The 19,072-nt window shown below is 54.1% G+C and carries 19 protein-coding genes and 2 pseudogenes; 16 read left to right on the forward strand and 5 right to left on the reverse strand.

All coding sequences use genetic code 11. The annotated features are described in order from the left end of the window. Positions 1-67: 67 nt before the first annotated feature. Positions 68-688: a sulfotransferase family protein gene (locus tag AC2TDA_RS22580; protein ID WP_480881360.1), complete on the reverse strand. Its 621-nt coding sequence runs from the start codon at positions 686-688 to the stop codon at positions 68-70. Between the two features lie 268 nt (positions 689-956). On the opposite strand from AC2TDA_RS22580, the gene AC2TDA_RS22585 reads away from it, so the two are divergent. From AC2TDA_RS22585 to AC2TDA_RS22595, 3 genes are all read left to right on the forward strand, one after another. Then, on the forward strand, positions 957-1,577 hold the full coding sequence (locus AC2TDA_RS22585; protein ID WP_480881362.1) for a DUF1326 domain-containing protein: 621 nt from the start codon (positions 957-959) through the stop codon (positions 1,575-1,577). Positions 1,578-1,605: 28 nt separating this feature from the next. Then, complete coding sequence (locus AC2TDA_RS22590; RefSeq protein ID WP_480881364.1) at positions 1,606-2,376, forward strand: DUF2182 domain-containing protein; 771 nt, start codon at positions 1,606-1,608, stop codon at positions 2,374-2,376. Between the two features lie 174 nt (positions 2,377-2,550). Beyond that, entirely contained in the window at positions 2,551-3,222 is a 672-nt protein-coding gene (locus AC2TDA_RS22595; protein WP_480881366.1) for a class I SAM-dependent methyltransferase, read from the forward strand. 207 nt (positions 3,223-3,429) lie between these two features. Here the strand turns inward: AC2TDA_RS22595 and AC2TDA_RS22600 are convergent, their stop codons facing one another. Beyond that, a complete protein-coding gene (locus AC2TDA_RS22600; protein ID WP_480881368.1) occupies positions 3,430-4,326 on the reverse strand; it encodes a LysR family transcriptional regulator in 897 nt (298 codons plus the stop codon). A gap of 159 nt (positions 4,327-4,485) precedes the next feature. On the opposite strand from AC2TDA_RS22600, the gene AC2TDA_RS22605 reads away from it, so the two are divergent. Further along, positions 4,486-4,896: a GFA family protein gene (locus AC2TDA_RS22605; RefSeq protein ID WP_480850873.1), complete on the forward strand. Its 411-nt coding sequence runs from the start codon at positions 4,486-4,488 to the stop codon at positions 4,894-4,896. Positions 4,897-4,926: 30 nt separating this feature from the next. Next, the gene (locus AC2TDA_RS22610; protein ID WP_480850875.1) at positions 4,927-5,121 is read left to right on the forward strand and encodes a DUF1059 domain-containing protein; all 195 of its coding nucleotides are present in this window, start codon (positions 4,927-4,929) and stop codon (positions 5,119-5,121) included. Positions 5,122-5,912: 791 nt separating this feature from the next. On the opposite strand, the gene AC2TDA_RS22615 is transcribed toward AC2TDA_RS22610, so the two are convergent. Both AC2TDA_RS22615 and AC2TDA_RS22620 read right to left on the reverse strand, forming a co-directional pair. Next, entirely contained in the window at positions 5,913-6,761 is an 849-nt protein-coding gene (locus AC2TDA_RS22615) for a S41 family peptidase (protein WP_480881370.1), read from the reverse strand. Between the two features lie 515 nt (positions 6,762-7,276). Next, a complete protein-coding gene (locus tag AC2TDA_RS22620; RefSeq protein WP_480850879.1) occupies positions 7,277-8,065 on the reverse strand; it encodes a helix-turn-helix transcriptional regulator in 789 nt (262 codons plus the stop codon). A gap of 55 nt (positions 8,066-8,120) precedes the next feature. On the opposite strand from AC2TDA_RS22620, the gene AC2TDA_RS22625 reads away from it, so the two are divergent. The 5 genes and pseudogenes from AC2TDA_RS22625 (at position 8,121) to AC2TDA_RS22645 (ending at position 11,576) form a co-directional block, all read left to right on the forward strand. Beyond that, entirely contained in the window at positions 8,121-8,801 is a 681-nt protein-coding gene (locus AC2TDA_RS22625; RefSeq protein WP_480881372.1) for a glutathione S-transferase family protein, read from the forward strand. A 12-nt stretch (positions 8,802-8,813) separates the two neighbouring features. Next, complete coding sequence (locus AC2TDA_RS22630; protein ID WP_480850883.1) at positions 8,814-9,230, forward strand: GFA family protein; 417 nt, start codon at positions 8,814-8,816, stop codon at positions 9,228-9,230. Between the two features lie 74 nt (positions 9,231-9,304). Continuing rightward, positions 9,305-10,657, forward strand: a complete 1,353-nt coding sequence (locus AC2TDA_RS22635) for a hypothetical protein (RefSeq protein WP_480881373.1) — start codon at positions 9,305-9,307, stop codon at positions 10,655-10,657. A 73-nt stretch (positions 10,658-10,730) separates the two neighbouring features. After that, a pseudogene (locus AC2TDA_RS22640) lies at positions 10,731-11,000 on the forward strand (IS6 family transposase); the annotation flags it as partial. Between the two features lie 351 nt (positions 11,001-11,351). Continuing rightward, complete coding sequence (locus AC2TDA_RS22645) at positions 11,352-11,576, forward strand: hypothetical protein (protein WP_480881374.1); 225 nt, start codon at positions 11,352-11,354, stop codon at positions 11,574-11,576. A gap of 478 nt (positions 11,577-12,054) precedes the next feature. On the opposite strand, the pseudogene AC2TDA_RS22650 reads toward AC2TDA_RS22645, so the two are convergent. Continuing rightward, positions 12,055-12,465 (reverse strand): annotated as a pseudogene (locus AC2TDA_RS22650) (IS5 family transposase); the annotation flags it as partial. Between the two features lie 248 nt (positions 12,466-12,713). On the opposite strand from AC2TDA_RS22650, the gene AC2TDA_RS22655 reads away from it, so the two are divergent. From AC2TDA_RS22655 to AC2TDA_RS22680, 6 genes are all read left to right on the forward strand, one after another. Next, positions 12,714-13,721 carry an ABC transporter substrate-binding protein gene (locus AC2TDA_RS22655; protein ID WP_480881376.1) on the forward strand — a complete coding sequence of 336 codons (1,008 nt, stop codon included), beginning with the start codon at positions 12,714-12,716 and terminating at the stop codon, positions 13,719-13,721. Between the two features lie 124 nt (positions 13,722-13,845). Beyond that, complete coding sequence (locus AC2TDA_RS22660) at positions 13,846-14,874, forward strand: ABC transporter ATP-binding protein (protein WP_480881377.1); 1,029 nt, start codon at positions 13,846-13,848, stop codon at positions 14,872-14,874. Beyond that, positions 14,871-16,550 carry an ABC transporter permease subunit gene (locus AC2TDA_RS22665; RefSeq protein WP_480881379.1) on the forward strand — a complete coding sequence of 560 codons (1,680 nt, stop codon included), beginning with the start codon at positions 14,871-14,873 and terminating at the stop codon, positions 16,548-16,550. Before AC2TDA_RS22660 ends, AC2TDA_RS22665 begins: the two co-directional genes overlap by 4 nt. 15 nt (positions 16,551-16,565) lie before the next feature. Continuing rightward, the gene (locus AC2TDA_RS22670; protein ID WP_480881381.1) at positions 16,566-17,324 is read left to right on the forward strand and encodes a DeoR/GlpR family DNA-binding transcription regulator; all 759 of its coding nucleotides are present in this window, start codon (positions 16,566-16,568) and stop codon (positions 17,322-17,324) included. 62 nt (positions 17,325-17,386) lie between these two features. After that, positions 17,387-18,190 (forward strand): inositol monophosphatase family protein, encoded by an 804-nt coding sequence (locus AC2TDA_RS22675; RefSeq protein ID WP_480850894.1) that lies wholly within the window; start codon positions 17,387-17,389, stop codon positions 18,188-18,190. Between the two features lie 36 nt (positions 18,191-18,226). Continuing rightward, positions 18,227-18,976: an N-formylglutamate amidohydrolase gene (locus AC2TDA_RS22680; RefSeq protein ID WP_480881383.1), complete on the forward strand. Its 750-nt coding sequence runs from the start codon at positions 18,227-18,229 to the stop codon at positions 18,974-18,976. Positions 18,977-19,072 lie beyond the last annotated feature (96 nt).

Here is a 19,072-nt window from a genome sequence, read left to right on the forward strand (position 1 = left end):
ATCTTCATGCGTAACGCGTAACCTGTTCACAACGCGCAGACAACTTGGCAATGCCAGGCAAAGAGTTTCAGCCCGAAGGAGCGTCCGTGACAGCGTCGACCTTTCCCTGAAATTCGTCGGTTGAATTGCCGTGTGGATAGGGTTGGTCGGGGATTGGGCAATCCAGAAATCCGCATAGAGGTTCCCACCCGCTACCAAGCTCGTAAGTCAGAAGTCTGTCTTTCCCGAACTCTGCTTGAACATCCAAAATATTCTTTTCGTAAACAGAAATCATATGATCTCGGTCGGCGATATTACCGCCGAACACGCCATCGGCGATTAACTTAATCCCAATTGAGTCGGCGTCTTCGCTATTCCGCAATATCGATAATATCGTCTTATCCATGCTTTCGTACCATGCGTCGGCATCGCGTACGGAGAGGATGATCTTCGCTTTCGGGAAGTGCGCGCTCAATTCTCTCCAAAAATAGGCGCCGGGCCAGTCAACGGTTGCATTATATTCGGCGAAGACCTGGTCCCAATCTGGTGTGTTCCCTCCGGCGGCGGAGCGCCAAACCGCTACTCGCTCAGCATGGGGCAGCACTTCGAACATATGGTAGCAAGGTCCCAACCCCAAAATTTCAAGGGCCTTCTTAAGCGACTCGGTGCCTGTACGGCCGAATCCTGCGCCAATAACTGAAAGAGGCAAATCAATCTCCTAACAATTTAGTTCTGTCTGAATGCGATGAGCTAACAACAAACCCAACATTTTGTCTACTGTCACCAATGTGTTCAAGTTTGGAGAATGACAGCTTGATTTGATGTCTGCTTCGGGCTCGTAGCGGTCATTCTTTGCAGTGAGCATCGATTGGAGGTAAGAGCCCGAAGGAGACATGGATAACCTTCTGGTTGATTGGTGGAAAGCAGCCTTTCTGCTAAAATGCAGTCCTGGAAAATGTGGGATGGGAGGAGAAATCATGTCTTGGAATGTTTCAGGTGAACTCGTCGAAACCTGCAATTGCAACATGCTTTGCCCATGCTGGTTCGGACAAGCCGACCTTATGCTCTTGGACCAAGGGTACTGTGCGACATCTCTGTTGATACGCATTCGCGAGGGCTCTCATGAAGGCGTGGGCCTTTCTGGCCAAAACGCGATTGTCTCATTGCATTTTCCCGGACCAACACTTTTCGACGCGAACGGTACCGGGCGAGTGTACATTGACGAAAACGCCAGCGATGCGCAGGCGGCGGCATTGGAGACTATCTTGCAGGGTGCGTCCGGCAGCGGCATGGAGGTGCCGGCAAGCCTGTTGTCGACCTGGCTTCCGACCAAACGCGCCAGGATCAGCGTGACCGAGGCCGAAGGCGAACTTACTGCAAGCGTGGCCGGTGTGGGCGAGATGAAATCTCGTCGTCTGGTCAATGAACTCGGCAACAAGATGAAACTGCAGAACGCCGCGTTCAGCCTCGCCTTCGGGCATGAAGGGCATGAAGGTGATCTGGCCCCCAGTGAAGGAACCACCTGGAACGACGCGGATATGCCCGTGACCTGGACAGGCCGGTCGGGTGTGGTCGGACAAGTCGCTTGGGCCGGCTGAGGCCGGGCCGGAACGTCAGGCCATCACAATGAATGCTGTAGGAGTCGCACGACGAGATCGGGCGCTGGTGCTGGCAGCGCTAGTCGTGCTCACGGCATTGGCGTGGGCCTACACAATTTACCTCGGGCTTGGTTCGTCCTCGATGACGATGGTCGGCGACGTGGCCATGCCGATGATGATGCAGTGGTCAGTCGCGGATTTTGTCTTCATGCTTATCATGTGGGCGGTGATGATGTTCGCTATGATGCTGCCTTCGGTTACACCCGCCTTAATGATCTACGAGCGGGTCCGCGCGAAGCGGGAGGAGGCAGGGCGACCCTTCGTGCCAACGGGCAGCTTCGTGGCGGGGTATCTGTTGGTTTGGCTGGGGTTCTCGCTGGCGGCGACTGTATTGAATTGGTGGCTGCACACGGGTGGCGCGCTTTCCTCCATGATGGGGAGGGTTGCGCCGACTGTGGGCGGCGTGATGTTGATACTCGCCGGGTTGTTCCAATGGACGCCACTCAAGGACACTTGCCTGGAGCATTGCCGGTCTCCCGTGAGTTTTCTTACGGTTCATTGGCGCGAGGGGACCCTGGGCGCCGCAAAGATGGGGCTTCACCACGGGGTCTACTGTCTTGGCTGCTGCTGGATGCTGATGGTGCTGTTGTTTGTGTTGGGCGTCATGAACCTGCCGTGGGTTGCCGTACTTACAATCGTAGTTTTGGCAGAAAAGACTTTGCCATTCGGGCGGTTTCTGAGCCGAGGATTGGGCGTGATTTTGATTGTCTGGGGTGGGTGGCTGGTCACGCTCTCCTGAGTAAAAGTTGATGCATTCACAAGCAGGATGAATGCCACCGCAGAGCGATCTCCAACACGTCACCGGACAAGCAATTTCTGCGGGAGGTCAAGGTCCGCTCCAAACCCAAAGCGGAAATAGGGGAACTGGTGTGCTAATCTGTTGCAAGACCATTCAGATTTGCTGGAGTTGGCAATGACTCACATCGATCACCTAAAATCGATATGCGAACTTAAAGGGCTTCAAGTCGTCGATGTTGGTGCGGGTGACGGCGTCTATTCACGAGACTTGTACGCAGCAGGAGCCAAAGTCACCGCAATAGAAATAGATCCGGACAAAGTTGCTAAAGCCAAAGAAGATTTACCAAGAAACATCGACGTTAGGCTTGGGGCTGCCGAAGACCTGCCTCTCGACTCCGGCTCGCAGGACCTGGCGTGTTTGTTCTTCTCACTTCATCACATTCCAGTGGAGGTTCAGCACACTGCTTTCACTGAAATTCGCCGCGTTCTTGGAAACAGTGGGCGGTTGCACATAGTGGAGCCCTATCCTTACGGGACAATGTTTGACGTTGTTCGATTGGTGGAAGATGAAACCCTCGTTCGAACTCATTCTCATGAAACACTTAACCACTTGGACGGAGTAGACGGGTTTCGGCTGGAAAACAAAAATGAGTACGTCCTCACTCGTGAATATCCGACTTTCGAAGCGTTTCTGGAAAAGATCGTTTGGCCGGATCCAGATCGTTCTAGAGCTTATGAAAAGATTTCTTCCGACGTGGAAGGCGCATTCAACCGGTCGGTCCAAGCCCTTGATGGGAAGATCGTTTTACTCCAGCCTTGCGCCGCATACCACTTTATCGTTTCATAATAGCGGTTGTATTACCGTGAGATCCAGCTCCGTATAGCAATTTCGCCCACAAAGCGATCCTTGAAAAATTTCATTTGAGATCAAAGACGCGACCTTGGATTCGGCAAGGCAAGTAGCCCGTAGGTTGGCAGAACAGATGGCCACGTGAATCGCCAGAACGACGGCATCGAGACCGACTCGGAACGAACATTTGCAACTGGAAAGTGCTCAGTTTTCGGACGTGTTTGCCGACACGACTTGCGACTGAGATATAAGCCACTTGACGAACTCCTTAGCCTCAGGACGCTGATAGTCTTCTTGCGTCTGAATGTAGTACACGCCGAAGAGCGGCTCAGAGAACAATTCAATCATCCGACCAGATGACAGATCTTCCTCAAAAAAAGCTCTGGCAGAATACGTAATACCGTCACCCCGGCGAACCGCGGTCATGATAAGATTCCCCGGCATGTGATTTATGGTCAATGGCTCGGCGGGAACAACCCCGTGATAAGTGAACCAGTCCGCCGCTTCGTTGGTGCCCAGTTCCTGCAACCAAGGCAACTTTGTCAGAGAAGCTGGGTCACGCAGGTCTTGGCCCCCGACCAATGAAGGTGCTCCGATCACGACCATATCGGAGACAAGGACAGTGTCCTCCTCTTTTCTCGGCATGCGTCTATCGTGATACCTAATCGCGACATCGATACCACCCGGACGTATCTGAACTAGCTCCGAGGTTGGGTTCAGCATCAAAGTGATCTCCGGGTGTTGACGTTGAAACTCTGCCATTCTCGGCAATAGCCACTCCACCGCGAACGCTGGTGACATGGTCACTTGAACAGGGCGGTGCGCTGTATGTTCTGCCAACCGTTCGACGCCCCTTCCAATAATTTCAAAGCCGATACCAAGTTCACGCGCAAGAATGATTCCGGGCTCTGTCAACTCAATGCTGCGCCCACGTCTGGAAACGAGAGCAACACCCAGATGCTTTTCCAACGATTTCACCTGCTGACTGACAGCTGCTTGGGTCACGTTCAAACGTTCAGCCGCCACGGTATAGCTTCCGGCATCCGCAACCGCTGAGAAAGCACGCAAAGCGTTCATCGGGGGAAGGTGTAACCAATCCATACTATAGTTTTTCTTATGTGTTCTCAGACTATTTGAGTCGCATAATATCGGTTTTCCTGACAATATTCACAGCGAAATATGTTCTGGAATTATGGACTATCTGAGCGGGCGATTCATTACCGATGTCAACCTATCCGCACGCCATGAGAGCTTGATACGATGGAAAAACTTCAAGGTGGATGTTACTGTGGTGCTGTTCGTTACCAGTTAGCAACCCCACCAGCGTGGTCGGGTCATTGCCATTGTCGTTCATGCCAAATGGCCCTTGGCGGCGCTTTTGTAACTTGGGCTAAGGTAGCCGCCGCAGACTTCGCAGTCATTAAAGGCGAAATCCAATACATTGAGAAAACTCCGGGTATTCGCCGCGGGTTTTGTCGGGACTGTGGAACAACGCTAACCTATTCTGCTGCCAATGAAGTTGAGGGCCAAGACTGGAGCGGTGATGCGTGGTTTGCGGCTGCGACGTTGGATGACCCATCGCTTGCTCAGCCAAAAGCCCACGTCTTCGTTTCACATCGGCAGCCATGGATAAAACTCGACGACGGGCTGCCGACGTTTCTTGAGTTCTAACCAACTTTCCGAGCGAACAAGGAGAAAGCGATGCACACTGCTTATTCATATGCCTGCAAGGATTGCGAGGGCATGGAGGCCTGCCCAGGCAAAGTAGTTGCTGCGACGAAGGATGAAGTCTGGAAGCTCATGGAACTTCATGCGGTGGTTGCCCATGGAGAAGACCCTAGCTCGTGGGACGCCGACACTCGGGCATATCTGGGAACATTGATAAAACCATCTTGATGAACCAGTTGAGCTTTGAAGCCCAACAAAGTCGCGGGATTGAAGCTCTGTTCGGATCACTTGGCGGAGAATGGCGGCTTTGTTGCGAATGGCCGGTTTGGGCTCGTAGCGGACATTCGAAGTTGACAATAAGGAGGAGAGAAGTGTTCATTTTGTTACTAGTTTTTACTGTTGAAGGCGACGGTTCGGGACACATTCATGCCGAGCGTCTTGGCCCCTATATAGATAGATTGACCTGTGAGGTCGCTGCCGAACTCGCAAGCGAACCTGTGGTCTCTACCGGGCACGTCTACGGTAGCGTGAGGGCCTACTGTTTTCCCGAATCAGATTCTCGATAAGGAGGACCGATATGGAACAGCAACTGAAGATTGGCGACACGTTTCCTCACCCAACCCACTCGCGCCACCAGAGATGCCATGTCCGGGGTTTTGTGGACGAATTGTTAGTGGTTAGATGGTGGCGGCTGTCCCGGCAGTTTTGGCAGTACGAAGTTATCGACCCGGACACTCTCCAACGGCCAGGCCACGAGGAAGCTAAATAACTTGGTGAAGGTGCACAATAAGGAGCAGTCAAATATGGGATTAGCCGAGCGAGCGCGACGTGCTCTTGTCTCGTTGACGGGATACGACGCCCGAATTTTGGGTGCATCGTATCAGTTCCTTCGCGTCTTCTTTGCTCTGGCTTGCGTTTTGGTCATCATCACCGCGCTTTTTGCAGCGGTTGTCTGGTTGCGACAAAGTTCACAATAAGGAGGGACGGATGTCTGCTCTGCGGACTTACCGGCCGTTCGTCTAATCGCTCACGCTTTTGAGAACTCGTTGATAGAACGCGCCTTGTGCATCCTCACCAGTAGGTCTTGCGACCCATTCCCAATCCAAATTCAGTGCTCCTGCGGGTACGATTTGCCGCGCGATCGCTGGCGGTGTGGTTTCGTCAGGCGTTCCATTCTTCCAGTCGTGAAAGGCTGATGAGTAACGAACGACCGCTCCGCAAGTCGGCAAATCGAGTAACCCGCCCTCGGCAAAGAACATTAACCCGTCGCCCATTTCTTCCCCGATGAGTTTGAGCCTATTTCCCAAACGATGTTTAAGGATGGCTACAAACACTATAGCTGCGGAAAACGTGAACTTATCGACAAGCACAACAACCTGCTTACTTGCGCTTTGCGAGATCGCATCGATCAAGGGCATCGTTAGAAGAAAATCGCCGCCGGTGTTTCCGCGAACGTCAATTAAGAGTGTTTTGTTTGAGCTGGCGCCCACGCGGTCCGCTGCATCTGAGATGGCCTTAGACAGCGCACTTTCGCTCGGGTCAAAGAAACTTGGCAACAGAATTGAAAGCCCAAGGTCTTGCCAGTCCGTTATCTCTACAAAGGTCTCGGGTTCCCAGGCTGGATCAGCCTTGCCGTGCTCGTTTCTAGGGTAGAGCGTCGATGCAGGAACAGTATTTCCATTTGCCACTTTCAGATTGGTTATCTGCCCATTTTTGTCCTGCACACGATACTCGGTCGTACCGCCGTTTGACGAAAAACCCAAACGTGTCAAAGCGTACGGCCAAGCCAGAAGAATCGGTCCGATGACCCGTCTCCTTTGGCACGTTCCCGCCAGAAATTTCTCCGCAGTGGCTTCGATTTGGCTCAAAGCTGCACCGTTGACTGCTATCAACTCTCCTCGCGGTGCAGTTACCCCTGGTGCCGCCCCAATGACTTGCACTGAGCGCCCCACGCTCACGAACCTCAGCGGTAGCACCGAGATCGCATCATTCGGGATCAGCCGTGTGTGCCCATTGTCGGGAAGTGCCATTAGGCGCATCGCGGACAACAGAAAGGCTTCAATGGAGCCCTCCAAAGCGCATCTTCGGCAGTCACTAATGCAGCTGTCTATTACGGCCTTTTCGATCCGCCGAAAGCTGGGATCGGTTGGCAGGGCAGTTTCTAGAATTTGCTTAAGGTCTTCCGTCAGCGACATGATTCACAGTGCGCATAGCCGCTCGTCAATGTCCAGATTGAGCCCCACCTGGACCTGCTCGTTCTTCGCTGCGAGACAGCAGAAAATGCAGCCTTTCAGGCGGACCGTAGTAAACGTGAAACCATGAATTCATGCAGTGCAGGACGGAGGGCTTCATTGCTGCACAAATACGGATGATTGCTTCACCGCTATGCGTCAATCCCTTCCACCCGCATCGGTTGTTCTTCCCCCCATTTCTGAAATAAAAGACTGCCCGGGTAGATCCCAAACTGTTTCTTAAATGCCCGCGACAGTGCCTCGCCTGACCTATAAGAGTACTTTCGAGCCACCGCTTTGACCCGTGCGCCATTTTGGATGTCTTGAAGCGCCAGCGTGAGGCGCCAACGGCGTAAGTAAGCAATCGGCGTCAATCCAAGTGTTTCACGAAACACATCAATAAAGCGGCTTCTCGACATTCCTGCAATTTCGGCAAGGTCTTGTGCGCTCCAGGAATTTGTCGGCTCGGAATGAATGGCAACCAGCGCACGGCTAATGCGGTCGTGGGCCAGACCATTGAGAACACCTGCCTCTGAAAGTCCATTGTCCATGCAGATTCGCAGAACTTGTATAAAAAGAATCTCAGCAATCCGGTTCAATACGGTACGTACACCGCAACGATCAAGGCTGGCCTCCCTCATCGCGAGTTCAACCATCGCGGCGAGATGCGGGTCGTCATGAGCCGACAAAACGGTTCTGTTGGGCAATGTCTGAAGGAACGGATGTTCAACATTGCCCAAGCGCGCGCGCGCAGCGAAGATCACTTTGGGCAAAAGATGGAAACACCGAAGTTCTAATGGCCGGTTGACAATTTCGACGGTTGCAATTTCGCCTTCCTTGTCTCCTTCAAAAAACAATAGATTGGCCGTTTCCGGCGCACATACTTGGACTTCTAAAGAGAAGCTGGAGAAGAGGTCAGACAGTCTGTCCAGTTCAGGCATATGCGACTCCTGGTTAGGTAAATCGGAAAAACCATACAGAGAATCCATATACGATATGCGTATGACTGACACAACAGAGACCAGCACAGCAGAGCCAGAATTGAAGCTCTATTCCTGGACCACGCCCAACGGTCGCAAGGTTTCCATTGCTCTGGAGGAGATGGGGCTGGCATATCAGGCGATCCCCATCGACATCACAAAGGGCGAGCAGTCCACGCCCGAATATCTGGCGATAAATCCCAACAGCAAGATACCGGCGCTTGTTGATGGCAAGACGGTGATCAACGAGTCTGGTGCCATTCTTCTCTATCTTGCAGACAAGACCGGTCGTTTTGCGCCATCCTACGGTTCGTCCCGATGGTGGGAGATGATGGAATGGCTCATGTGGCAAATGGGCGGCCTCGGGCCGATGCTGGGGCAGGCACATCACTTCCTTCACTATAACCCAGGCAAGTCATCATACGCCGAGCACCGCTATCACGCCGAAGCGCTTAGGCTCTATTCGGTTTTAGAAGGTCGCTTGGAACGGTCTGCATTTATTCTTGATGAACTCTCCATCGCCGACATGGCGATTTGGCCCTGGGTATCGAGATTTGGGTATCAGCAAATCGACCTGAACGAGTTTCCGGCAACCAGGGATTGGTATCTCAAACTTGGCGAACGCCCCGGATTTCAAACCGGCTATGCTCAGCCCTTGGACGTCGGGGAAATTCCTCTCACTAAAACAATAAGTTGAAAGAGGCCAAAGATGGCCAAACACGTACGAACGGGTAGCTGCAATTGCGGAGCATGCCGCTTTACAATTGCACCCACAGAAGAAAAGGCGGTCATATGCCATTGCACCAGTTGCCAAAAGCAATCGGCGTCCGCATTTGGGGCCGTAATTGTGGTTCCGGCAGATACCGTAGCACTCACATCCGGCGCATTGAAGAAATGGACGCGCAAAGCTGACAGCGGCAACACCGTTGATTGCTACTTTTGTGACAATTGCGGAACCCGTGTTTGGCACGGCGACATTGAAACGGAACCAATGCTCAAGGTCCGTGCGGGAACGCTCGACCAACCCATTGATTTCTCAAAAGCGACCCAGCTTTGGACCAGCAAGGCGGCCCCCGGAATTGTCATCCCTGACGGGGTCACGGCGTTCGCCAAGAACCCACGCTAGGGAATGCTAATTGCCCAGCTCACCAAGTGCCAGAAATGAAACGAGGGACCGTCACCACTCAACGGGAGAAAGACATGAAGAGAATCACAATTATCGCATCGGCATGTGCAGCTTTGATCGCCATGCCTCTGTTTGCAAAAGACATCTCCGTACAATCGCGATTTCCGCCGCTTCAATTTACCGATGCTACACCTGGTGGCGCTCATCCGGTTGGTGGAGCGGCGAAGAACTTCATCGATGAAGCCAATACGCTTTTGGCAGGCCATGATACGCGTCTGGTTATGCATGTCTCCGGCCGCATCGATCCTGCTGATGAGGGCGACGTACAGCCTCCGGTCGTGAGCCGCAAGGACTGGGGAAGCCTCTTGAAAGCCGTAGCGGCGGGCCCGCATGAAGGCGGACTGGCTGCATATATAGGGCTGCCGACGGAATCCAAGCTGGCGTTCGCGGAGTTCTATTCAGGAGGTGTCCCCTTCGGGCTGACAGCGCCAGAATGGATAGCGTTCCTCTATGGCGGCGGCGGCATCGAAATTCACCAGAGATTCTACGATGAGGCATTTGACGGAAAGCTAAAAGTAATCCCAGTCGCAGTCAGCCCGTCGCAGACATCGGGTTTTTTCCCAAAACCTCTGCCTGAAGCCGGTGAAGGCGTGTCTGCCGAAGAAGCCTTGGGCGCGTTTTGCGATCTGCCCTACGTCATTCGTTATCCGATCGGTGCACGCTATATCATTCAGGACAGCTGCCGCTCAGTTGGGAAGGACATTGACTTTATCGGCAAGGCAACCCGTTGTGAGAACTCAAAGGCAGATTGCGGTTCCAACCCCGACAATCCCGTAGTTAATGATCCGAAGCGCCTGACGTTCGGCGGGTTTGCACCAGGCGTTTTCCCGCATTTGATGTCAGTCAACGGAAATGTTGATGCATTTGAATTGGCGATGCCGTCCGGCCACCTTCAATTCTTCAAACTGGTGGCCAGGAAGCAGGGTGAGAGCAATGACAGCGTTGACATCTCAGATGTGACCCCGCCAGTCCATTATACAACAAGCTGGCATCAAACCTGGGTCTATGCGGAACTCGTTTGGAACAAGGCCGAATGGGAAGCACTTGATCCCGCAGTTCGGAATGCGATCGAATTTGCCGCGAGGGCTACTGTGCTGAAGACCTACGCTCAACGCGTCTCGGCGCAGGGGGCAGCACTGCGCAATCTGGAGCGCAACGGAGCCGAGAGCCGGGAATGGCCTGCTGGGATGCTGCAAATCTTCACGGCCCACGCAGACGCTGCGCTTGATCGCCTGGCTCAGGAAGAGGCGGCAAGGAACGGCGACGCCACGCTGGTTGAAATGCTTGCAGCTGTTCGTGCCTTCAAGGTCGAAAATGCAGTCTTTCTGGATGCAGATGATGTTAGTCAGGGAACAAGCAGGGATTGAAGGCGTTGTTGGGTGATGTCACCGTAACATTGAAACGATTGGTGACACCCCAATTTCCGCATAGGTGGCGCAGATGCAAAACCCGCCTATCAGCTACAAGCGCCGCCGTTCTTCAGCACAAATCATCGCTCATGTTGTCTGGCTATACGTTTGGTTCAATTTGAGCCTGCGCGAAGTGGAAAAGATGTTGCTGGAGCACCGTGTCGACGTTTCGTACAAGACCATCCGTCGTTGGACTGCCAAGATCGGACCGAAAACCGCGCGGATCAAGCGGAGGCGGCAAGAGTGGCCCCGCGATATCTGGTACTTGGACGAAGTTACCGTCGGGCATCCGCGCCGCAGCCTATGATATCGGTGGCGTTCTTGGCCTGGGTTCGATGGCAATGTTGTTCCAACTGACGGGTTCCAACTATGCCAGCACGCTTTGGCTGGCGGTGATTGCCCTTATACTTGCCTGCGTTTTTGCACATGTCGTCTATCTGGGGACTGCAAGCAGGCCGCTGAAATAGGCAATTCAGATCACCGGGCGACGGTGTTGGTCGTCGCCCGCAAAACGCACTCAACAAGCTCTACCAACGCCCGAGACACTACGAAGAGACGGCTTAGAAATCGAAGGCAGAATCCAGACTTAACATTGTTAGGTTAAATTCCGATTTTTTGTCACGTTGTGAGAACAACCTGTAAGGAGAATTCAATGTCCGCCATGTCGACCCGACGCACTCTGCGCAACCTCCATCTCATCCTGTCTTTGGCAATCGGGGTGTATCTCTATTCCCCCTGGGCCACTGACCCGACATTCCAGGTCCTGATCCGGTTCGGTGTCGTCCCGATGATAGCGCTGAGCGGCATATGGATGTGGAAACAAGGTACCATCGCACAATGGTTCAGATGCAACGCTCCGCCGCGTACCACTGACTAGAAACCCCCGCTCATTTTGGCGATGCGACGGAAACCCGAGTGGTTGAATTACCAACAACTGCTTCTGCGCACTGGGCTGCATTGCAGCAAAAGGCATGCCGCGGATGCGAGGAAGTTCTGCATGAGCGATGGCCGCGGCTGTGCAAGTCCGGTTCCCTGGTCAACGCAATTTACTGGATCAACTGGTTCACCTTTCATGCAGTTCGCCGAGCCCAGCGAAAGACGATCGCAGAATTCAGAAGGCCTGGATTCCGGCACACAAATCCGACAACACAACGAAACCCGATTTTCTGGCGGCTGCCAAAAAAGCAATCGAACAACTCGGGGCAAATGCGGACCGTGCGGAGTTGCTCCGATGTGCTGATCTCACCCTCGAGAAAAGCCGCCGCTAGCCTGCGGATATCCGAGAATTAAGGGCACAAAATCGGGTCAAATGTCCCTGAATGTATCTGCGTCCAGTAATTAAGGGCACAGTGACAGCGCCCCTGGCTGTCGCAGATGGCGTGAAGTTTGGTGTTCATGCCGCCTTTGGTTCGGCCGATCAGGCGACCGCGCCCCCTTATTTTGGCGGCCATGCTGGTCGCCGTTCGATGTGCCTTCAGGTAAGTCGCGTCGATCATCACGGCCTTCTGTTCGCTGTGCTCGGCGGCCAGACCGGCCATTATCCGTGCGAAGATGCCTTTTTTGCTCCATCGCTTCCAGCGATTGTAGAGCATTTTGTGCGGTCCATAGGCATCAGGGGCATCGCGCCACCTTAACCCATTTCGGTTGATGAAGATAATCCCGCTCAAAACTCGCTTGTCATCAACCCGACGCTTACCATGCGACTTCGGTAAGAAGGGTTTAAGACGCGCCATCTGCACGTCGGTCAGCCCAAAAAGACCGCTCATGTCACCGCTCGGTTTTCGGAGCCGTGAATCACGCGGCGCGTCGGAATTCAATGCATCCTGACCCTAGCTGAGATCTGGCGGCGCTACCTTCGGCAGGTTTGTCTGGTCGAATTTCTTATTGTCAAAACCACAAAAATACAATAAACCACAAAACTACACATTCATGCACACCTGCATGTTGAAGAAGTTTCTTGCCAGAAACGCTGAGACATTTGTCGGGGACGCAGACAACAGACAGGGACAGCAAAATGAACAAGACGACATCACAAATCGCCGCATCAGTTTTTGCAATTGGCGCAGCGACCTCGGCGATGGCCGAGTCACTGACGATCTACAGCGCTCTGGAAGAGGAAGAGATCGCAGTATATCTCGAGGCCGCTCAGGAAGCGATGCCGGATCTGGAGATTGACATTCTGCGCCTGTCCACGGGCAAGCTGGGTGCCCGGCTACTTGCCGAAAAAGACAATCCACAGGCTGATGTGATCTGGGGATGGGCGGTTACGGCCATGATGGACCCGCAGGTTTTGGAGCTACTCGAGCCGGTAGAAGTGGCTGGAACTGAGACGCTTGCCCCGGAATTTCGCGATCCTGATGGTCGATGGTTTGCCCAGATCGGTTATATGGGCGCGTTTTGCGTGAATACTGAACGTCTGAAGGACAAGGGGCTGGAAATGCCCAAGAGCTGGACCGATCTGGAGGCCCCGGGGTTCAAGGACGAGGTTCTGATGCCTGATCCGAATTCTTCGGGCACTGGTTATCTGCACGTTAACGCCGTCTTGCAAAGCCTAGGCGTGGAAGATGGCTGGAAACAGTTGTCAGCAGTGGATCCGAACATGGCCCAGTATACATCCTCGGGCTCTAAGCCGTGCAAGGCAGCGCGGGTCGGCGAATACACAGTTGGCATCTCGCTGGCCTTCACAGCAATGAAATCCATTGAAGACGGTTACCCGCTCGCCATGGTTTTTCCTGAAGGGGGGGCGGGCTACGAACTGGAAGCCTCAGGAGTGTTGAGCAGCAGTGAAAACAAAGAGGATGCGAAACGTTTCCTCGACTGGTCGATGAGCGAAGATGCGCTCGCGCTCTTTGGGCAATATAAGGCGCTTGTTACAGCTCCGGGTGTGGAAATGTCCGGGTTCGCCAAAGATGCCGGCTTGCCGGAAGACATCAGCACAATTCTCGCGCCGGTCGATTTCGTTGAGTCCGCTGGCAGACAGAATGAAATCAAGGCCGAATGGAGAGAGCGTTTCGGTCGGTAAAGCTTGACGGGAGTGTTGCGGATGGCCCTGTCGCCATCCGCAACTCCAAAAAAACCTCAAAAAACAACAATCGAGTGCAAATGGGGCCGTTCCGCCCTCAGGCAGCCTTTGTGAAAGAGCCGCAATGTATCTGACTGTCCAAAACGCGACCAAGAAATATGGTTCATTCATAGCACTGAATGACGTCACAGTGTCCCTAGAGAAAGGCGAATTTGTTTGCCTATTGGGTCCGAGCGGTTGTGGCAAAACCACATTGCTTCGCATAATTGCCGGGTTGACGGATATCGACGACGGACAGGTCATTCTCCAGGGGCAGGATATTTCGAAGCTGCCCGCCCGTCAGCGTGATTTTGGTATAGTATTTCAGTCCTATTCGTTGTTCCCGAATATGACCGTCGCCGAAAATATTGGGTATGGGTTGAAAATCCGCGGGCAGGACACCTCTAAGACTTCTGGTCGCGTGGCGGAATTGCTCGACATGATTAAGCTTCCGCATGTTGCCGGCAAGTACCCTGGGCAGCTATCAGGTGGACAGCAGCAGCGAATTGCGCTGGCCCGGGCGATCGCCGTCGACCCGCGTGTTCTGTTGCTGGATGAGCCGCTTTCGGCTCTGGACGCCAAAGTGCGCGCCTCGCTGCGTGATGAAATCAAGCAAGTACAGCGGGCGTTGGGCATTCCGACCTTGATGGTAACCCATGATCAGGAAGAAGCCTTGGCGCTGGCCGACAAGATTATCTGCATGAACCACGGAGTTGTTGTGCAGGCGGGCACCCCGGATGAGCTATACCACAGGCCAAAAACGCGGTTTGTGGCTGACTTCATGGGAACGAGCAACCTGATCGACACCGGTCGGATCAGGCAGGCCATGCCCGAACTTCTGGCTGATCGACCCAAAGGTGAAGACGATCAGTTCATTGCCAGCTTGCGCCCAGAGCAAATTGGGGTTCAGGCGAATGCATCCGGGAAAGCCACAATCAGGTCGCTGTCTTTCCTGGGAAATCTTACCCGGCTCAGTCTGGACAGCCCGTTGGGAGAGCTTGTAGCGGAAACCCACGGCGAAGTCACTTTGGCCGAAGGTCAGAGCGTGGACCTCGAAATTGCCCCGACGGCCATGACCTGGGTCGCGAATGATGTACACGGTGACGCGGCATGACTTGCGCTGATGTGTCTGCCACCCCGGCCAAACCCGAACGGAAGTTTGACGGCGACAAATTGGTAGCAGCGGTCTGCATAGCGGTGCCTCTGTTCGGGCTGGCTTTGTTTTTCCTCTATCCGATGGTCATCGTATTCCTGCGCTCGATCACGACGCCGGACGGGACCTATGGGTTCCAAAACTATTCGGAGGTTCTGCAATCCAGCGGCTTCTGGCGCGCTACGCGGCATTCCATGACGATGGGATTGGCGACAACGGTCGTCAGCGTGTTTCTTGGTTTCATCATAGCGCATGGCCTGCACCGGTGTGCATTTCCGGGCAAATGGGTGATCCGTGCCGTGATCGTTCTGCCTCTTCTTGCGCCTTCTTTGGTTCAGGCATTGGGGTTGATTTTCTTGCTGGGTCGCAACGGGCTGGTCAGCCGTGCACTGGGTATCGAGCTGGATATTTATGGGTTTTGGGGTCTTCTCATTTCGAACACCCTTTATGCGCTGCCGCAAGCAGTCATGATCATTGGTGCATCACTGGTTCTGCTTGATGCGAGAATCTATGAAGCGGCCGAAGTGATGGGCGCCAAGCCCGGCCGGCAATTCAGAGACCTTACCCTGCCCGCAACGGTCTTCGCCTTGCTGAATAGCGCCTTTGTCGTTTTCATTATCACTATCACGGATTTCGGCAATGCCGCAGTAATCGGTGGGGATTACTCGGTTCTGGCGACCGAGATCTACAAGCAAGTGATTGGCCTGCGCAATTTCAACCTTGGCGCTGTTGTCGGTATCATGCTTTTGCTGCCCACAGTGGTCTCGTATGTCATCGAACGTCAGGCGATGAAGCGCCAACGAAATCAGAACGGCGCCAATATCCAAAGGTTTGTCCCGGTTTTCAGCCCGCGCCGCGACATTCCCATGGCGCTGGTTTGCTTCCTCATCGTGGCGATGATCGTCTCGGTCATCGGTATTGTGATTTACGCGAGCTTCGTGAAGCTTTGGCCCTACAATTTCGATCTGACGTTCAAGCACTTCGATATCACTCTGGCTGGTGGATATTCGTCGCTGTGGGTCACGATCCTCATATCTCTGGGTGCGGCGGCAGGCGGGACATTTCTGATTTTTGTCCTGGCGCTTGGATTGCGAAAACTGCCGCCACAGCCAGCACAGGCGATACAAGTGCTTGCGGCAATGCCTGCGGCAGTGCCCGGGATTGTCCTTGGCCTGTCCTACATTCTGACATTCAACTCGACGTCAACACCGCTGTACCTGCTGTACGGCACGGCAGCTCTGATCGCTATCGTCAACTTCTATCACTATCACACTCAGGCTTTTCTGACGGTGATGACCGGGTTCCGCCAATTCCCGGCAGCGCTTGAGGAAGCCGCCTGCTCGTTGGGCGCCGGTATGGCCAGAACTGCCGCGACAATCGTCGTGCCGTTTGTGGCACCTATGTTGGCATCCGTCTTCTTCTTCCTTTTCATGCGCTCGATGGTCACTTTGTCAGCGGTTGTGTTTCTGACCACGCCCAAGCTCGACGTGGCGGCGGTGACAATCATGCGGCTGGATGATGCCGGACTAACATCCCAAGCCGCCGCTTTTTCCAGCTGTGTTATGGCGGTAGTCGCCATTTCGCTTGGGTTGATGAAGATGTCCGTCGCGCTGTTGTCGCGCAAACCTAAGTCCTAAAAGGGAATTCAGGGAATGTGGTCTAAGGAACGCCATCAACGAATACTTGCGCTGTTGGAATCCAGCCAGCGCGTCAGTGCGAATGATCTGCCGGATCTTCTTGGTGTTTCCCGCGAAACCGTGAGGCGCGATCTTCTCGAACTGGAAGAAACCGGTCTGATCGAGCGTGTGCACGGTGGTGCGGTTCTGCCTGCTCAACGCAGAGAGGAGCCTTTTGAAAAACGCCGGGATGCCCAGGCCGGCGCCAAGCAAAAGATCGCGCGAAAGGCGGCCACTCTGGTCAAGCCGGGAATGTCCATCATGGTGGATGCAGGCACAACGACAACGGCTTTCGGGCATGCAATTGCGCAGTTGTCGAACTTCATGCTGGTCACGAACTCGGTCGAGATAGCTCAGATCATCAAGGCAGCAGGAACCGACGCCGAAGTTATTTTGCTGGGCGGGCAAATCGTTTCTGACGTACCTGCTACTTATGGTGAACTGACACTGTCAGAAATCCGACGCTTCAATGTCGATCTGGCGGTCGTCTCTCCGGTTGCGATTCATGCGCAGGAAGGTGCTTTCTCTTATGCCCTGAAAGAGGCCGAAGTTGCCAATGCGATGCTGGAGCAAGCGGCGGAGAACGTATTCCTGTGCGATCGTACAAAGCTTGGTCAGACGAGCCGGGTTCGGATTTGCGAAGCAACACGGATCGGGACGCTGGTTACGGACAGCAAGGCGCTTCCCGAACAGACCGCATCATTCGACGAAACAGGGACCAGTGTTCTGATCTGACGAACCGTGGTCAGGTTGAAATGCAAACAACAACCCTTGCGATGGATTTTCAAGGAAAGAAGATGAGTAAAGACATAACTGAAAATTTGGCCGGGGATCGCATTCATCAGATTATTTCCGACAGCGAGAGCTTTGCAGAACTCGCCTCTGGGATTGCCCGCGGTGCATTCCGTCAACCGAACCACGTGAGCTTCAAATCAGATGAAAGCCCGGTAACGGTTACGGATCGTCTGATCGAAAGCGAATTGAAAAAGGCAATTGCAGCCAAGTATCCGGATGACGGAATCTTTGGCGAAGAAAGCGGCGTTGATGGTGGCACAACCAAAAACCTTTGGGTAATTGACCCGATCGACGGCACCCGCTCTTTCATTTCCGGCAATCCCCTGTTTGGGCTGCTGCTTGCCTACGTCGCAGATGGCCAAGCTATTGCCGGGACCATTTCCATGCCGATGTTGAGCGAAGTGTACTCGGGCGGCGTTGGACGAGCGGCCACCTGCAACGGAAGACCCATCCGCGTTTCAGGACAACGCAGTCTGGATGACTGCAAAATCTACATCAACGAGGGCGAGAAACTGATTGCGGAACGGCCAGAGCAGTTGAACCGGCTGTTGCGCACCGGAAAGACGCGCCGGTTCGGTTATGACTGCTATCCGCATGCGTTGCTGGCCGCGGGTCACGTGGACGCCGTGGTGGACTATGACTTGCAGCCTTATGACTACCTCGCGTTGTCTCCGTTGATCGAAGCTGCCGGGGGCGTGATGACCGACTGGCTGGGAAATTCCCTGACGCTTGCCTCGGATGGTGCCGTCGTTTCCGCTGCGACGCCTGAACTTCACGCTGAACTTCTGGACAAATTGAGCACTTAGACCAATCGGTCGGCGCCTATCTGGAACGGAGACCCAATGGAAATCTCTCCCGTTGAAATCATCAACCCAAACGGCGCGGGGCGCGTCGTTCTGCTGTGCGAACACGCCAGCCACAGAATACCGCCGGAATATGGCGGATTGGGTCTGGCCGAAGCCGACAGGCAAAGCCACGCGGCATGGGATCCCGGAGCACGAGCGCTTGCCATTTTTCTGTCTAAGGCCCTGAATGCGCCGATGGTGGCATCAACGGTGTCGCGGCTGGTCTATGACTGTAACCGCCCGCCCGAGGCCGCAAGCGCAATGCCCGGGAAATCAGAGTTGATTGAGGTACCAGGGAATGCCGGGCTGACCCTGCGGGACCGCGCCGCTCGTGCGGCCGCGGTGTACGAGCCATTCTGCCGGGCCGTTTCGCAAATGCTTGACGGTCGAGGTGCAGACGCCGTTCTGACGGTTCACTCCTTCACGCCAGTCTATTTCAAAAGGCACCGCACAGTAGAACTTGGCTTGCTGCATGACGAGGACAGCCGGCTGGTGGATGCGATGCTGGATAATGTGGGCAGCATTCCTCATCGACGGATCGAACGGAACGAGCCCTATGGCCCTGTAGATGGTGTAACGCATTCCTTGCGTCTGCACGCACTCAGCCGCGGATTGCCGAACGTTATGATCGAAGCGCGCAACGACTTGTTGCGCACGGACACGCAAATTGCCGCCATGGCGGAAGACATACTGGCGCTGTTGCAACCGGCGCTGAACGACATCGCGATCAGGGAGGTTGAATCGTGAGCAGAGGTCTCAATTTCGAGCATCTTAAGACGCTGGTATCAGCAGGTGATATCGACACTGTATTGGTCTGCATGGTTGACATGCAGGGTCGTTTGA

Source organism: Ruegeria sp. HKCCD6426, from assembly GCF_057221115.1.

Excerpts from the sequence above, each read along its gene's own strand:
- AC2TDA_RS22600 (WP_480881368.1), bottom strand. The coding sequence starts at position 4,326 with ATGGATTGGTTACACCTTCCCCCGATGAACGCTTTGCGTGCTTTCTCA.
- AC2TDA_RS22605 (WP_480850873.1), top strand. The coding sequence starts at position 4,486 with ATGGAAAAACTTCAAGGTGGATGTTACTGTGGTGCTGTTCGTTACCAG.
- AC2TDA_RS22665 (WP_480881379.1), top strand. The coding sequence starts at position 14,871 with ATGACTTGCGCTGATGTGTCTGCCACCCCGGCCAAACCCGAACGGAAG.
- AC2TDA_RS22595 (WP_480881366.1), top strand. The coding sequence starts at position 2,551 with ATGACTCACATCGATCACCTAAAATCGATATGCGAACTTAAAGGGCTT.
- AC2TDA_RS22630 (WP_480850883.1), top strand. The coding sequence starts at position 8,814 with ATGGCCAAACACGTACGAACGGGTAGCTGCAATTGCGGAGCATGCCGC.
- AC2TDA_RS22610 (WP_480850875.1), top strand. The coding sequence starts at position 4,927 with ATGCACACTGCTTATTCATATGCCTGCAAGGATTGCGAGGGCATGGAG.
- AC2TDA_RS22635 (WP_480881373.1), top strand. The coding sequence starts at position 9,305 with ATGAAGAGAATCACAATTATCGCATCGGCATGTGCAGCTTTGATCGCC.
- AC2TDA_RS22675 (WP_480850894.1), top strand. The coding sequence starts at position 17,387 with ATGAGTAAAGACATAACTGAAAATTTGGCCGGGGATCGCATTCATCAG.
- AC2TDA_RS22655 (WP_480881376.1), top strand. The coding sequence starts at position 12,714 with ATGAACAAGACGACATCACAAATCGCCGCATCAGTTTTTGCAATTGGC.
- AC2TDA_RS22670 (WP_480881381.1), top strand. The coding sequence starts at position 16,566 with ATGTGGTCTAAGGAACGCCATCAACGAATACTTGCGCTGTTGGAATCC.
- AC2TDA_RS22620 (WP_480850879.1), bottom strand. The coding sequence starts at position 8,065 with ATGCCTGAACTGGACAGACTGTCTGACCTCTTCTCCAGCTTCTCTTTA.
- AC2TDA_RS22660 (WP_480881377.1), top strand. The coding sequence starts at position 13,846 with ATGTATCTGACTGTCCAAAACGCGACCAAGAAATATGGTTCATTCATA.
- AC2TDA_RS22625 (WP_480881372.1), top strand. The coding sequence starts at position 8,121 with ATGCGTATGACTGACACAACAGAGACCAGCACAGCAGAGCCAGAATTG.
- AC2TDA_RS22645 (WP_480881374.1), top strand. The coding sequence starts at position 11,352 with ATGTCCGCCATGTCGACCCGACGCACTCTGCGCAACCTCCATCTCATC.
- AC2TDA_RS22585 (WP_480881362.1), top strand. The coding sequence starts at position 957 with ATGTCTTGGAATGTTTCAGGTGAACTCGTCGAAACCTGCAATTGCAAC.
- AC2TDA_RS22590 (WP_480881364.1), top strand. The coding sequence starts at position 1,606 with ATGAATGCTGTAGGAGTCGCACGACGAGATCGGGCGCTGGTGCTGGCA.
- AC2TDA_RS22680 (WP_480881383.1), top strand. The coding sequence starts at position 18,227 with ATGGAAATCTCTCCCGTTGAAATCATCAACCCAAACGGCGCGGGGCGC.